This window comes from Microbacterium sp. GCS4 (genome assembly GCF_001262495.1).
Taxonomy (GTDB): Bacteria; Actinomycetota; Actinomycetes; order Actinomycetales; family Microbacteriaceae; genus Microbacterium.
The window spans coordinates 1,101,316-1,116,372 of record NZ_LGYE01000001.1 but is presented as its reverse complement, the minus strand read 5'-3'; the positions used below and the strand labels follow the sequence as shown (position 1 = coordinate 1,116,372).

Here is a 15,057-nt window from a genome sequence, read left to right as displayed (position 1 = left end):
ATGACCGACTCATCCGACCGCGAGACGGCGCGTTCCGCCCCCGACGGGGGAATGGCGGAGCGCGCCGTCGCCGCCGTGTGGCGCATCGAGTCGGCGAAGATCGTCGCGACGCTCACGCGCATGGTGGGGGACTTCGGTCTCGCGGAGGACCTCGCGCAGGAGGCGCTCCTGGACGCGCTGCGCCAGTGGCCCGAGGAGGGCGTGCCGCGCAACGGTGCGGCCTGGCTCACCGCGGTGGCGAAGCGCAAGGCCGTCGACGGCTGGCGGCGGCGGGAGCGGCTGGACGACCGCATCGCCCTGATCGCGCACGACCTCGAGCGCGAGCAGGACGAGGCGGCTGACGCGCTGCCCTGGGACCCGGATGCCGTCGACGACGACGTGCTGCGCCTGATCTTCATCTCGTGCCACCCCGTGCTGTCGCGGGAGGCTCAGGTCGCGCTCACGCTGCGCGTCGTCGGCGGCCTGTCGAGTGAGGAGATCGCCCGGGCGTTCCTCGTGCCGACCGCCACGGTGCAGCAGCGCATAGTCCGGGCGAAGAAGACGCTTGCCGCCGCGCACGTGCCCTTCAAGATGCCGCCGCGCGAGGAGCACGCGGAGCGTTTGGGGGCGATCCTCGGAGTCCTGTACCTGATCTTCAACGAGGGCCATGCGGCGTCCAGCGGGAGCTCCTGGATGCGCCCCGAACTCAGCCTCGAGGCGATCCGGCTCACGCGAGTGCTTGCGGCCCTCATGCCGACCGAGCGCGACGTGCACAGCCTGCTGGCGCTCATGGAGCTCACCGCGGCGCGGTTCCCTGCCAGGGTCGATGCGAACGGCGCACCCGTGCTGCTCGCCGATCAGGATCGGCGGCGCTGGGATCGTGGCCGCATCGCGCGGGGCAGAGCGGCCCTTGCGACGGCCGATGCGCGGGGCGCGGGGCGTGGCGCCTATGGACTGCAAGCCGCGATCGCCGAGTGCCACGCGGTCGCCCCCTCGGTGGAGGAGACCGACTGGGATCGCATCGTGCTGCTGTACGAGGCGCTGGGTCGTCTCGCGCCTTCGCCCGTGGTGGAACTGAACAGGGCGGCTGCCGTGGCGATGGCCACGGGTCCGGCATCCGCTCTCCGCATCATCGATCAGCTCTCTGCCTCGGGCGCGCTGCGCGGCTACCACCTGCTGCCGGCGACGCGGGGTGAACTGCTGCTGCGGTTGGGGCGGGTCGACGAGGCGCGCAGCGAGTTCGCGACCGCTGCGTCGCTGGCCGGAAACGGCCGGGAGCGCGCGTTGCTCGAGGCCAAGGCCGCTGGTCTCTGAACAGGGAGAAGCCCCCTCGGCGATGCGACGAGGGGGCTTCTCTGCTGTGTTGCGCCGAGGTCAGGCGCGCGACTTGCTGCCGCGTCCGACGATCAGGCCGTAGATCAGCAGGACGATGATCGAACCTCCGATCGCGAGCAGCCAGGTGCCCAGGTCCCAGAACTCCGTGAGCGGACGGTTGAGGATCAGACTGCCGAGCCAGCCGCCGAGCAGAGCGCCGACGACGCCGAGCAGCAGGGTCACGAACCACCCGCCGCCCTGCTTGCCGGGGAGGATCAGCTTGGCGATGGCCCCGGCGATGAGGCCGAGAAGAAGAAAGCCGAGAAAACTCATGGTCAGCTCCTATAAATCGGGAGCCCCGGGGTGCCGGGGCTTCGTGCTCACCAGACTGCCGTTGCTGAGAAAAGCCTGCAACCCCTTGCGCTTGCCGTCTCGGATATGGCAGAAGCCCGCCTCCCCGAAGGGAGACGGGCTTCATCGAGCGCTGCGGTCAGTTGTTGCCGCGGGCGATCGCGATGATGCGCAGGATCTCGACGTAGAGCCAGACCACCGTGACCATGATGCCGAAGGCACCGAGCCAGCCGTACTTGCGCGGAGCGCCGTTGCGGACGCCCTGCTGGATCTGGTCGAAGTCGAGAACGAGCGAGTACGCGGCCATGATCACGACGAGGACGCCGATGATGAGGCCGAGCGGGATGCCCATGATCTCGGCGCTGAACAGGCCGAACGCGTTCTGGTTGATGCCCGTCCACATGAGGACGAGGTTCAGAAGCGAGAAGACGAGGTAGCCGCCCATGGCGATCAGGAAGATCTTCGTCGCCTTCTTCGAGGCGCGGATCTTGCCGCTCGCGAACAGTGCGAGCGTGACGCCGACGACGGCGACGGTCGCAAGAGTCGCCTGCACGACGATGCCGGGCCAGCGGACCTCGAAGAACGCGGAGATGCCGCCGATGAAGAGACCCTCGAAGGCCGCGTAGGCGAAGATCAGCGCGGGGCGGACCTTCTTGCGCGAGGTGAACGTGATGACCATCGCCAGCACGAAGCCACCGAGTGCGCCCACGATCCACGGGAGCATGTTGACGGCCGCGCCGCCGTACGGGTCGAATCGGGGGGCGCTCAGGCCGCCGAGGGTCCAGACCCAGCCGATGGCCGCGGTGACGAGGAGGATGCCGAACAGGCCGGCCGTCTTCCAGACCGTGTCCTCGACCGACATGCGGTCGGTCTCGAGAGCGCCGGCCGGGGGAGCGGCGTACATGCCCTCCAGCTGGGCGTTAGCGGCGGCATCCATCGTGCCGTGCTGGAACGAGGCGGCCTGTGCACCCTGAGCGCCCTGCGGCGCCCCGGGGTAGGTCGCGACGTTACGCGGATCCTGCTGCTGGAACGCCGGATTGTTGAAAGCGAAGTTGCTCATGGTGGGCCTCACTCCAAAGGGGTTGTAGGTCGCTTTCCTCCACGATACCCGTACGGGCGTGTCGCGAGGGTGTCTTACGCTGTGAGCGTGCCAAGGAAATCCCCCCTCGTCATCGGGCACCGCGGTGCGCCCGGCTACCGTCCGGAGCACACCCGCTCCTCGTACGAGCTCGCGCTCGCGATGGGGGTGGATGCCGTCGAACCCGACGTCGTGGCGACGAAGGACGGCGTGCTCGTCGTCCGCCACGAGAACGAGATCTCCGGAACGACCGACGTCGCCACGCGATCCGAGTTCGCGGACCGCAAGACGACCAAGCGCGTGGACGGTCAGGCGCTGACCGGCTGGTTCACCGAGGACTTCACGTGGGAGGAGCTGTCGACCCTGCGCAGCCGAGAGCGCCTGCCCGAAGTGCGTCTGTCGAGCGCGAGCTTCGACGGCGGGCAGGGCATCCTCCGCCTGATCGACGTGCTCGACATCGTGCGCGAGGCCTCCGCCGAGCACGGACGCGAGCTCGGCGTCGTGCTCGAGGTCAAGCACGCGACCTACTTCGAGAGCATCGGACTCCCGCTCGCGCCGCTCATCGAGCGCGACCTGCGCGCGTCCGGCTGGGCAGCAGGCGAGCTGCCGCTCGTGATCGAGTCGTTCGAGTCGACCGTGCTCGGGCAGCTCCGCGAACGCGGGATCTCCGCCTCGTACATCTACCTGATCGAGGCGGGCGGCCGCCCCTACGACCAGTTCGCGGTGCACGGCACCAGGGCGAGGACGTACAAGGCGACGGTCGAGCCGAAGGGCCTGGACGACCTCGTCGGATCGGTCGACGGCATCAGCGTCGACAAGAAGATGCTCCTGGCGCGGGGCAACACGATCGTCGCGGACGCGCACGCGCGGGGCCTGAAGGTCTTCACGTGGACGTGCCGACCCGAGAACCGCTTCCTCGCGAAGGAGTTCCGCGGTGAGGGCGGCAAGGAGGCCTACGGCGACTACGAGGCCGAGTGGGGTGTGATCGCGCGCACCGGCGTCGACGGCGTCTTCGTCGACCACCCCGACCTGGGTGTGGCGTTCTTCCGAGGCTGAGCGTCGGATTCGACTGGTGGTCGGGCGAACGGCCACTGCTCGTTCACCCGCAGTCCATTCCCGGGACGCCTCGGGGTCACCCGTACTCGCTGGTCTGGGGGCACATCCGTCTGCATCCCCTCAGGAGATCCATGTCCCGCCTGCGTTCTGCGGCGGCGGTCACGGCGGTGTGCGCCCTCAGCGCCGCCGCACTTCTCGCCGTCCCCCTGTCCGCCACCGGCGCCGAAGCCGGCATTCGCATCAACGAGGTCGAGTCCGACGGGGGAGCGCCCGGCGACTGGATCGAGTTCCTCAACACGTCCGTGGACGCGGTCGATCTCAGCGGCTTCGTCGTGAAGGACGACAAGGACGACAGCTCGTACGTCTTCCCCGAGGGGACGATCGTGCAGCCCGGCGCCTACCTCGTGATCGACCAGCTCGACGACGTCACCGGAGCCGGTCAGTTCGACTTCGGCCTCGGCAAGGACGACAAGGTGCGCCTGTTCGACACGAACGGCGTGATCGTCGACGAGACGACCTGGACCGGCCACAGCCCCGTGACCTGGGGTGCGCGCGACGTCGACGGCGCCGTCGAATGGGCCGCGACCGCGGTGTCGACCAGAGGCGCTGCGAACTTCTTCCCCTCGAACGAGCCCGTCAGCGGGTCGATCGTCATCAACGAAGTGGACTCCCAGCCCGCCGACTGGGTCGAGTTCTACAACCCGGGCGACGAGCCCCTCGACATCTCGGGCTACGAGATCCGCGACAACTCCGACGACCACCGCTGGCAGTTCCTCGACGGCACATCCATCGCGCCCGGCCAATTCCTCGTCGTGGACGAGGCGTCCATCGGCCTGGTCGACGGTGTCGAGACGCCGTTCCGGGAGCCGATCGGGATCGGCAGCGCCGACCGCATCCGTCTCTACGACGCCACGGGCACGATGATCGACGACACGCTGCCGTGGACCGGCCACGCCGCTATCGACGGCGACTTCGCCGCCGCCACCCTCGCACGCTGCCCGGACGGCCAGGGTGTCTTCTCCCTCGCCCACGCGACGCCGGGAGCGGCGAACTCCTGCGTCGTCCCCGACGTCGTGATCAACGAGATCGAGTCCAACGGCGACGCCACCGACTGGATCGAGGTGCTCAACACCGGCACCACGCCCGTCGATATGACCGGCTGGACCGTGATGGACGACGACCCGGTCGGTCACGCAGACGAGACGACTCCGCTGCCCGCGGGCACGGTCCTCCAGCCCGGCGCGTACTTCGTGTTCGATCAGCACGTGAACTTCGTCTTCGGCCTGGGCGGCGGCGACACCGCGACCCTGCGCGATGCGAACGGCAACGCCGTCGACGAGCATGTCTACGCCGCGCATGCGGGCGGCGTGCTGGCCCGCTGCCCCGACGGCACCGGCGACTTCCTCGACATCGCGACGTCCACGAAGGGCCTGCGCAACGCGTGCGGCAACCCGGTGCGCATCAACGAGGTCGAGTCCGACGGCGGGACGCCCGGCGACTGGGTCGAGCTCGTGAATCCGACGGATGCCGCGCTCGACGTCTCGGGCATCGTCGTGAAGGACGATGACGACACGCACGTGTACACGGTCCCTGAGGGCACCACGATGGCCGCGGGCGGCTACCTCGTGATCGAGGGCGCCGACCTCGGCTTCGGACTGGGCGGGGGCGACGCGGTGCGCGTGTTCGACGGCGACCTGCTCGTCGACTCCACGACGTGGGGCGAGGGGCACGCGGCGACCTCGTGGGGCCGCTGCCCCGACACGACGGGGGTCTTCGGCGTGACGGAGAAGTCGACGAAGGGCGAGCCCAACGTGTGCGCCGGCGAGATCACGGTGTCGGTGTGGCCCGGCTCCGCCGAGGTGCGCGTGCTGGACACCGCCCCGACCTTCCTGGAGGACAGCTCGGGTCTCGACGTGCAGGAGACCGCCGAGGGGACGTTCCTCTGGGCCGTCGACAACGGCGAGGGTCGTATCTGGAAGCTCGAGGCGCACGCCGACGGCTCGTTCTCGACGATCACGGGCTGGGAAGCGGGCAAGCGCGTCCGCTTCCAGAAGGACGCAGCGAACCCGTCCGCAGCAGGGCCTGACACCGAGGGCATCACGGTCGACGGCGACGGCTTCGTGTACGTGGCCTCCGAGCGCGACAACAGCGCCAAGGGCGTGAACCTCAACACCGTGCTGAAGGTCGACCCCGACGCAGCCGCAGGCGACCTGGTTGCCCAGCAGGAGTGGGACCTCACCGCGCTGCTGCCCGCTGTCGGCGCGAACCTCGGCATGGAGGCCGTGCAGTGGGTGCCGGACTCGGCGCTCGACGGCAGGCTGTTCGACAAGAACTCCGGTGCCGCTTACGACTCCGCGGATTACACGGGGCACGGAGGCGGCCTGTTCTTCGTCGCGGTGGAGGACAACGGCCACGTCTACGCGTTCGCGCTCGGCGCTGACGGCTCGGCGACGCTCGTGTCGGAGATCGCCCCCGGTCTCGCGGGCGTCATGGCGCTCGACTACGACAGCGTGCTCGGCGTGCTGTGGGCCGTGTGCGACGACGGCTGCCAGGGACGCTCGGCCCAGATCACCCTGAACGGCACCGACGAGCCCGGGATCGTGCACTTCGCTCGCCCCGCCGGGATGCCCGACATCAACAACGAGGGCTTCGCCACGGCACCGGCCTCGCTCGCGGTGGACGGCCAGCGCCCGGTGTGGTGGTTCGCCGACGGCTACGCCAGCGAGGCGCTGCGCACCGGGACGCTCCCCACGACCACGGGCGGTAACCCGGGAGGCGAGAACCCCGGGACGAACCCTGGGACTGGCCCGGGGCAGACGCCGCCGCTTCCGGGCACGGCGCTCACCGACGACAACCGCAACGGCGTGACCGTGAACCCGAGCGTCGCGGGTCGCGGCGATCGCGTCACGGTCTCCCTCGGCGCCGACCGCGCCGGGGAGGGCATCGCCGTCTGGATGTACTCCGACCCGGTGCTGCTCGCCAGTGGTGCAGCTTCGGCCGCCGGGACGTTCACGGTCACGATCCCGACGGACGCGCCGCTCGGTGCGCATCGCATCGCGATCTACACCGCATCCGGCGAGCTCGTGGGCTGGGCGGACATCCGCATCACGGCGGGCGGCGTGCTCGCCGCGACGGGCGCCGAGATGCCGGTGCTCGGCCTCCTGCTGGCGATCGCGCTGATGGTGGCGGGTGCTGCCGCCGTGCGCCGTCGCCGCCGGACCGCCTAGGTCGCGCGACACCGGGTGGGCGGGGCGCATAGCGCGTCTCGCCCGTCCCGTCTCCGCCGAGCCGCCGGTGTCGGTGCCGCCGCCTAGACTCTTAAGGTCATGACAGAAGCCCCGCTCATCGTCCCCGGATCCGTCGGCCCGCGCTCCTCGGGAGCCGAGGGCCAGGACGACCTCCTGGCCGGCCTCAACCCCCAGCAGCTCGAGGCCGTGACCTATCGCGGTCCGGCGCTGCTCATCGTCGCGGGCGCGGGGTCGGGCAAGACCAGCGTGCTCACGCGGCGCATCGCCTCGCTGCTGCGCTCGCGCGAGGCGTGGCCGAGCCAGATCCTCGCGATCACCTTCACGAACAAGGCCGCGGGCGAGATGCGCGAACGCGTCGAGGGGATCATCGGCGACGCGGCGCGCGGCATGTGGATCTCGACCTTCCACTCGGCGTGCGTGCGGATCCTCCGCCGCGAGGCCCAGCAGTTCGGGTTCACGAAGTCGTTCACGATCTACGACTCGGGAGACTCGCGCGCACTCATCAAGCGCCTCGTCAAGGAGCACGAGGCCGACGCCTACGGCCTGACGCCGGCATCCGTGCAGGGCCGCATCTCCAAGCTCAAGAACGAGCTGTCGGATGCCGAGGCCTACGCGCGCCAGGCGAACATGAGCGACCCCGCCGAGCGGATCTTCGTGGAGTTGTTCACGGATTACCAGCGACAGCTGCAGAAGGCCAACGCCTTCGACTTCGACGACCTGATCGGGCAGACGGTCTATCTGTTCCGGGCGTTCCCGCAGGTCGCCGACACGTACCGCCGCCGCTTCCGGCACATCCTCGTCGACGAGTACCAGGACACGAACCATGCCCAGTATGCGCTCATCCACGAGCTGACGAGGCCCGTGTCCGGCGACGCCCCCGACCCGTATGCCTCGAACGGCATGATGATCTTCGAGCCGGAGACGACGCCGGAGCTGGAGGGTGCGTCGCTCACCGTCGTCGGCGACTCCGATCAGTCCATCTACGCGTTCCGCGGCGCCGACATCCGCAACATCAGCGAGTTCGAGCGCGACTTCCCGGGTGCGCGGGTCGTCCTGCTCGAGCAGAACTATCGCTCGACGCAGAACATCCTGTCGGCGGCGAACTCCGTGATCGGCAACAACTTCGACCGCAAGGACAAGAAGCTCTGGAGCGACAAGGGAGACGGCGACAAGATCATCGGCTTCACGGGATACTCGCAGCACGACGAGGCCCAGTTCGTCGCCGACGAGGTCGAGGCGCTGAGGCGTGCAGGAATGCCCTACGCCGAGATGGCCGTCTTCTACCGCACCAACTCGCAGTCCCGCGCGCTGGAGGAGATCTTCATCCGCTCTGCCGTGCCGTACAAGATCATGGGCGGCACGAAGTTCTACGAGCGTGCCGAGATCAAGGACGCACTGGCCTACCTGGTCGCTGTCGCGAACCCGGCCGACGAGATGGCGGTCCGCCGCATCCTCAACAAGCCTCGTCGCGGCATCGGCGACGTCACCGAGACCGCGATCGCCCGGTTCGCCGAAGACCATGACATCACGTTCCGGCAGGCTCTCTCGGTGCCTGGACAGCTCGGCGTCGGCCCGAAGATCCAGGCGGGGATCGCGCAGCTCGACGCCACGCTGGCCGAGGCCACCGAGATCATGCTGCCCGCCTCCGGCGAGGTCCCCCCTCCCACCTCTGTCGCCGACGGTCTCAGCGTGCTGCTGTCGAAGAGCGGCTACCTGGACGCGCTCCGCGCGAGTCGCGATCCCCAGGACGAGGCGCGCGTCGAGAACCTCGACGAGTTCGTCGCCGTCGCGCGCGACTTCGCACGCAATAACCCCGAGGGCACGATCGTCGACTTCCTCACGGAGGTCGCTCTGGTGTCGGATGCCGACGACCTCGACGACGAGTCCGGCACGGTGTCGCTCATGACGATGCACACGGCCAAGGGGCTCGAGTACGACGCGGTGTTCGTGACCGGCGTCGAGGAGGACCTCATCCCGCATCGGATCTCGGCGGGGGAGCCCGGGGGACCGCAGGAGGAGCGCCGGCTTTTCTACGTCGGCATCACCCGTGCGCGCAAGCGCCTGCACCTGTCGCTCGCGATGACCCGTGCGCAGTTCGGCGAGGTCTCGGTCGCGATGCCCAGTCGCTTCCTGCAGGAGATCCCGGCAGGACTCATCGACTGGCGCCAGTCGCCGGGAGACGTGAACTCCCGCGGCGGTATGCAGTCCCGCGCGTTGAACGCCCGCCGTGCGGGTGGCTTCGGAGGGAGCGGCTCGAACGACCGCTTCGGCGTCAAGCCGCTGCCCGGCCGCGATTCCCTGAAGCCGCTGTCGACCGCGATGGACAAGTTCCCGAACCGGGTGACGGCCAAGATGCGCGACAACGGCGATCTCGAACTGGAAGCCGGGGATCGCATCCGTCATGCGGACTTCGGCGAGGGGCGGGTCGATGCGGTGACAGGCGAGGGGGCCAAGCGCATCGCGCACGTGCGGTTCGACTCCGCCGGGCAGAAGAAGCTGCTGATCAAGGTCGCGCCGATCGAGAAGATCTAGAGGCTCTGCGGGTTAGGCTGGCTGATATGGCCCTCTTCTCCCGCCGCAAGAAGTCCGCTGACGACGTCGTCGCCGACCCGAACGAGACGGACGCGACCGGATCCGCCGAGGCATCGGCCGAGTCCGAAGTCCCCGCGGAGTCGCCTGAGGCTGCCGAGTCGTCCGAAGCTGTCGAGCCGGTCGAGGCCGCCCCGGCCATCGGTATCTCGGTGCAGGCGTTCCGGGGGGTCGGCGCGCAGGCGGGCCCCGCGGTCTCGCTCCCGGCGGACGAGCCCGCCCCCTCCTCCGGCGCGTTCGGCGTCTCCGGCGCACCCGCGGCCCCCGTGTCGACCGCCCCGGTCGTCGAGGCGGCGCCCGAGCGGCGTCTCCCGCTCGCGTCCCCGCTGCCGCCCGAGCAGACCGAGACCGTCGCGGGGATGAAGGACAACGTGCTGCTCCGCGAAGCCCTCGCGGAGATCGAACAGGGTGCCTCGAACGAGCAGCTCCTCGGTGTGCTTCGCCAGGCCCTGCAGGGCCACCTCTACATCCGCGTGAACGGCGATGCGCGTGCGCAGATCAGCGAGGGTAAGCCGCTCTCGGTCGCCGTCGTCCGCGACGGTGAGCGTCAGTTCATGCTCGCGTTCAGCTCGGCCGCGGCCGTCCGCGACTCCGTGCAGCTCGAGAAGGATCCGACCGCGACCTCGGCGGTCGCCCAACCGGTCACCTCGGTGCTGCAGCAGGTCGTCGTCGGCGACTTCGCCGGGCTGATCGTCGACAACGCCTCGGCCCCGCACCGCGTGGTGTTCCCGACCGAGCTGCTCGAGAAGACCCTGGAGCAGGCCGACGTGGAGATGACCGTCAAGTCGATCCTCGCGACGCCCCGCGCGCAGGACACCGCGGTCAAGGTGGGCGAGGCGCTCGCGAGCAAGCGCATGTGGGTGGCGGTGAACGAGGGTGCGGGCACGGGGCAGCCGGGCATCGCCGAGGCGCAGACCACGGACGGTCGGCGCTTCCTGCAGCTGTTCTCGCATCCCCTCGAGGTCATCGCCCTGGGTCGTGGCGACCGCCCGCTGCCGTTCGATCCCGAGCAGCTCGCCAAGCTTCTGGCGAGTCACTCGGAGATGGCCGGCGTGATCATCGATTCGGCCGGTCCGACACTCGTCGTCGAGCGCGAGGCGCTCGCCCCGGTGCTCGTGCTCGCCGTCGATCTCGGCGACTGACATCTCCCGCCCCGCGCGCGCCGCGGGGCTACCGTGTGTCGCACCGGACCCCTAGGGTCGGAGCATGGCCTCCGAACGCGTGACCCTGACCGTCGCCGATCCCGATGGCGACCGCGAGGTCGTGCTGTCGAGTCCGAACAAGCTGGTGTGGCCCGATGCCGGCATCACCAAGGCCGAGCTCGCGGAGTACTTCCAGATCGTGAGCGGGCCCTTCCTCGCGGCCAACGGCAACCGCCCCGTGTCGCTGGAGCGCTTCCGCGACGGCGTCGGCTCGGCAGGATCACGCCCGGACGGCTTCTTCTCGAAGAACCCGCCCAAGGGCACCCCCGACTTCGTGGATGCCGTGACCGTGACGTACAACAGCGGGAGACGGCATCCGCAGATCGTGCTGAACCGTCCGAGCGCGATCGTCTGGGCTGCGCAGATGAACACGATCGTCTTCCACCCCTGGGCGTCTCTCGCGACCGATCCCGACAACCCCGTCGAGCTCCGCATCGACCTCGACCCGCAGCCGGGCACCACCTTCGCGGATGCCGTGACGGCGGCGCACACGCTCCGCGAGGTGCTCCGCGAGGCGGGACTCGAGGCGTTCGCGAAGACGAGCGGCAACCGCGGACTGCATGTGTTCGCGCCGATCCTCCCGGAGCACGAGTTCCTCGACGTGCGGCACGCGGTGATCGCCGCGGGTCGTGAGCTGGAGCGCCGGATGCCCGAGCAGGTGACGATGAACTGGTGGAAGGAGGAGCGCGGCGAGCGCATCTTCATCGACTTCAACCAGGCGAACCGCGACCGCACGATGGCGGGTGCCTACAGCCCGCGCGCGCTCCCGCGTGCCACGGTCTCGACTCCCGTGCACTGGGAGGAGCTCGACGGCCTCGACCCGGCGGCGTTCACGGTGCGCAGCATCCCCGCGCGGCTGGAGGACGTCGGCGACCCGTGGGTGGACATGCAGGCGAACCCGGGTCGCATCGACACGCTGCTGGACTGGTGGGAGCGCGATGTCGCCGACGGCCTGGGCGAGCTGTCCTTCCCGCCGGAGTTCCCGAAGATGCCGGGGGAGCCGCCGCGCGTGCAGCCGAGCAAGAAGGTCGCGGCGCATTGGGACGAGAACGGCGACCCCGTCGACGCCTGATCCCCACCCCCGACCCGTCTATTTCTGCAGTACGACGCAAACGCCTCGTCTACTTGTGCCATATGGCAGAAATAGACGGGCGGTGTGACGGGCGCGGCGGGGCGGATCAGCCGATCACGTCGGCGAGGTCGTAGCCCGCGACGGTCTCGAGCTGCTCATACGTGCACGAGCGCGCCTCGCGATCGTGCCGCCAGCGCTCGAACTGCACCGTGTGCCGGAACCGTGAGCCCTCCAGCTGGTCGTAGCGCACTTCGAGCACGAGTTCGGGACGCAAACGCACGAACGACACGTCCTTCGCGCCGCTGAAGCGCGAGCGCTCGCCCTCGCCCTTCACCGCCTCGCCGAGGTCGTCGCGTTCGACGAGCGGGGCCAACTCGTCGACGAGCTCCTGGCGGCGCTTGTCGCTCCACGCCGCGACACCGCCCACCTGGCGCAGCGTACCGTCGGCGTCGTAGAGGCCGACGAGCAGCGACCCCACACCGGACCCGGACTTGTGGATGCGGTAGCCGAGCGCCACGACGTCGGCGGTGCGCGCGTGCTTGACCTTCACGAGCGTGCGCTTGCCCGGGGCGTAGGGCTGGTCGAGGGGCTTGGCGACGACGCCGTCGAGCCCCGCGCCCTCGAACTCCGAGAGCCAGCGCACCGCGGCGTCGCGATCTCGGGTGGTCCGGGTGATGTGCAGCGGATGGTCCACGCCGGAGAGGCGCTTCTCGAGTCGGGCGCGGCGCTCCGAGAACGGCGTCTCGCGGAGGTCTTCGTCGCCCTCGGCGAGCAGATCGAACGCGATGAACATCGCCGGCGTCTCCTCCGAGAGCTTCGCGACACGGGAGGCGGCCGGGTGGATGCGCTGGCTGAGCGCCTCCCAGTCGAGCCGCTGCGCCCCCGGCGCCCCGGTCGCGACCACGATCTCACCGTCGAGCAGGCACGGCCCGGGGAGCAGCCGGGGGATCGCCTCGACGAGTTCGGGGAAGTAGCGGGTCAGCGGCTTCGCGCCGCGCGAACCGATCTCCACGGTCTCGCCGTCCCACGCGATCAGCCCGCGGAACCCGTCCCACTTCGGCTCGAACAGCAGGCCTCCCGGCGTCTTCGTGGGATCGGGGACCGATGCCGCGGCCTTGGCCAGCATGGGGGAGGGGATCTCATAGCGCATGACCCCATCCTGGCCGTCAGAGAGCGGCGGCAGAAGGGGGATCGAACAGCTCGTCGAGAGTGACGCGTTCCCCGGCGTCGCGGAGGGCGGTGCGGGCCGCGTGCCAGCCCGCCATGCCGTTCACCCCTGGGCCCGGTGGCGTCGACGCGGAGGCGAGGTACACGCCGCGCATCGGTGTGCGCCATGGCGCGGTGCTCAGGACGGGCCGTCGGATCGCCTGCGGGAGCGTGAACGCGCCGCCGAGGATGTCCCCGCCGATCTCGGCGGGGTTGATCGCCTCGCGCGACGAGGCGGGCACGGCGTGGTGCGCGAGGACGCGGTCGCGGAACCCCGGGGCGAAGCGCTCGACCTGGCGAGCGACGAGCTCGGTCGGGTCGAGGTCGGAGTTGGCGGGCACATGGATGTACGCCCACAGCACGGCCTTGCCCTCAGGGGCGCGGCTCGGGTCGAACACGGACGGCTGAACCGTGAGGACGTACGGACGCTCGCTGACGCGGCCGCGGGCGACCGCGTTCTCGCTGGCGGCCACCTCGGCCCTGGTGCCGCCCACGTGCACGGTGGGTGCCTGAGCGACGTCGGCATTCGTCCACGGCACGGGGCCGTCGAGGGCGAAGTCGACCTTCGCGGCGGCCGCGCCGTAGCGGTAGCGCTGGATCGCGCGGGCATAGCGGTTCGGGATGTCCGGGTGGGTGAGCAGCAGGCGCGGCGAGGTGTTCAGCATCAGCAGATCGCCGGAGTCCGGGTCGCCCCAGTTGAGATCGCCGAGGTCGGTGACGTGGTGCCCGGTCTCGACGGATCCACCGTGCGCGTCGACGTCCGCGACCAGGGCGTCGGCGATGCGCTGCGCGCCTCCGCGCGGGTACATCCAGCCGCCGGCATGCCCCTGCGCGGCGAGCAGCAGGCCGGCGGCGGAGGCGGCGAGCGACGGCATCCGTGCGGGAGCATGGGCGAGGACGCCCGAGATCAAGCCCGCGGCCTCCTCTGTGCGGAACGCCCGCTTCGCGAGGGGCGTTCCCTGATCCAGCATCCGCAGCGCGAAGCGCGCCGCGATGACGGGGTCGCGGGGCACTCGCAGCATCTGGTTGCCGGTGAAGTCCACGACGCCCTCGATGTGGCGGCTCAACGGGCGCAGCAGTGCGAGCCACGCCTTCCCGTCGGCGCCGAGCCCTGCGGCGGTCTTCTCGATGTCGCGCCAGGCGACACCGGCGCGACCGCCGTCGAGGGGATGCGCGTACGAGATGTCGGGCACGATCCAGTCGATCCGTTCGCCGAGTCCGAACGCCTGGAAGAACGGCGAGGCGAGGGCCGCGGGGTGCACGGCCGAGCACACGTCGTGGAGGAACCCCGGCAGGGTGCTCTCGAGGCTGCGAACGCCGCCGCCGATCGTGTCGGCGGCTTCGAGCACGCGCACCTCGTACCCGGCTCTCGCGAGGGCGACCGCCGCCGCGAGGCCGTTCGGGCCGGATCCGATGATCGTCGCACGAACCATGCGGCCAGTCTTCCACGTCGGGTCGTGAGATCCTTGAAGGGATGAACGAAGTCCAGGGCCCGACCCCCACCGGAACCTCCCGTCCGTACCGCTCCCTGCGTGAGGCGCTCCGTGCGCACCGCATCGCCGAAGAGAACCACGAGTTCATCACGGCGATCACGGATGCCGTCGGAATCTCCTCCTACATCGACCGCGGTCGGTACATCGAGGCGATCCGTCGCGGCCCCGGCGCGAGTCTCCACATCGGCAAGACCTACACGAACGGCTTCGCCGAGGACGAGATCGTCGTGGTGGGCTCCGCGCCCCTGCGTCTCCGCGCGAGCGAGGGCCGCGCGCCGTACTTCTACGTGACACACCCGAGCGAGTTCCGCCCGATCGCACCCGTCAAGGCCAAGCGCGCGTCGACGCCGCGGGCGGCGGCAGCCCCGCGCGTCGCGGCGGCGCCCAAGCCCGCCGAGCGCGACTACGGCGTGTGCGACGTCTGCTTCATGGTCAAGACACCCGCCGGCGGCTGCGGCTGCGACTGACG

The 15,057-nt window shown here is 70.1% G+C and carries 11 protein-coding genes; 7 read left to right on the top strand and 4 right to left on the bottom strand.

Annotation, left to right across the window (positions count from 1 at the left end):
• Window positions 1-1,293 (top strand): RNA polymerase sigma factor, encoded by a 1,293-nt coding sequence (locus AKH00_RS05415; protein WP_050721624.1) that lies wholly within the window; start codon window positions 1-3, stop codon window positions 1,291-1,293.
• Window positions 1,294-1,353: 60 nt separating this feature from the next.
• On the opposite strand, the gene AKH00_RS05410 is transcribed toward AKH00_RS05415, so the two are convergent.
• Window positions 1,354-1,626, bottom strand: a complete 273-nt coding sequence (locus tag AKH00_RS05410; protein WP_050721623.1) for a GlsB/YeaQ/YmgE family stress response membrane protein — start codon at window positions 1,624-1,626, stop codon at window positions 1,354-1,356.
• A 157-nt stretch (window positions 1,627-1,783) separates the two neighbouring features.
• Window positions 1,784-2,704 carry a Bax inhibitor-1/YccA family protein gene (locus AKH00_RS05405; protein WP_050721622.1) on the bottom strand — a complete coding sequence of 307 codons (921 nt, stop codon included), beginning with the start codon at window positions 2,702-2,704 and terminating at the stop codon, window positions 1,784-1,786.
• An 87-nt stretch (window positions 2,705-2,791) separates the two neighbouring features.
• Here AKH00_RS05405 and AKH00_RS05400 point away from each other — a divergent pair, with 87 nt between their 5' ends.
• From AKH00_RS05400 to ligD, 5 genes are all read left to right on the top strand, one after another.
• Window positions 2,792-3,778, top strand: a complete 987-nt coding sequence (locus AKH00_RS05400) for a glycerophosphodiester phosphodiesterase family protein (protein WP_050722067.1) — start codon at window positions 2,792-2,794, stop codon at window positions 3,776-3,778.
• Between the two features lie 131 nt (window positions 3,779-3,909).
• Entirely contained in the window at window positions 3,910-7,005 is a 3,096-nt protein-coding gene (locus AKH00_RS05395) for a lamin tail domain-containing protein (RefSeq protein ID WP_050721621.1), read from the top strand.
• 99 nt (window positions 7,006-7,104) lie between these two features.
• Window positions 7,105-9,558, top strand: coding sequence for an ATP-dependent helicase (locus AKH00_RS05390; protein WP_050721620.1), 2,454 nt, complete (start codon window positions 7,105-7,107; stop codon window positions 9,556-9,558).
• A gap of 26 nt (window positions 9,559-9,584) precedes the next feature.
• Complete coding sequence (locus tag AKH00_RS05385) at window positions 9,585-10,757, top strand: SseB family protein (RefSeq protein ID WP_050721619.1); 1,173 nt, start codon at window positions 9,585-9,587, stop codon at window positions 10,755-10,757.
• A gap of 64 nt (window positions 10,758-10,821) precedes the next feature.
• Window positions 10,822-11,889, top strand: a complete 1,068-nt coding sequence (gene ligD / locus AKH00_RS05380) for a non-homologous end-joining DNA ligase (protein WP_050721618.1) — start codon at window positions 10,822-10,824, stop codon at window positions 11,887-11,889.
• A gap of 106 nt (window positions 11,890-11,995) precedes the next feature.
• Here ligD and AKH00_RS05375 read toward each other — a convergent pair whose 3' ends face one another.
• Both AKH00_RS05375 and AKH00_RS05370 read right to left on the bottom strand, forming a co-directional pair.
• A complete protein-coding gene (locus tag AKH00_RS05375; RefSeq protein WP_050721617.1) occupies window positions 11,996-13,039 on the bottom strand; it encodes an ATP-dependent DNA ligase in 1,044 nt (347 codons plus the stop codon).
• Window positions 13,040-13,055: 16 nt separating this feature from the next.
• Entirely contained in the window at window positions 13,056-14,528 is a 1,473-nt protein-coding gene (locus tag AKH00_RS05370) for a phytoene desaturase family protein (protein WP_050721616.1), read from the bottom strand.
• Window positions 14,529-14,569: 41 nt separating this feature from the next.
• Between AKH00_RS05370 and AKH00_RS05365 the strand changes: the two genes are divergently transcribed.
• Window positions 14,570-15,055, top strand: coding sequence for a hypothetical protein (locus tag AKH00_RS05365; protein ID WP_050721615.1), 486 nt, complete (start codon window positions 14,570-14,572; stop codon window positions 15,053-15,055).
• Window positions 15,056-15,057 lie beyond the last annotated feature (2 nt).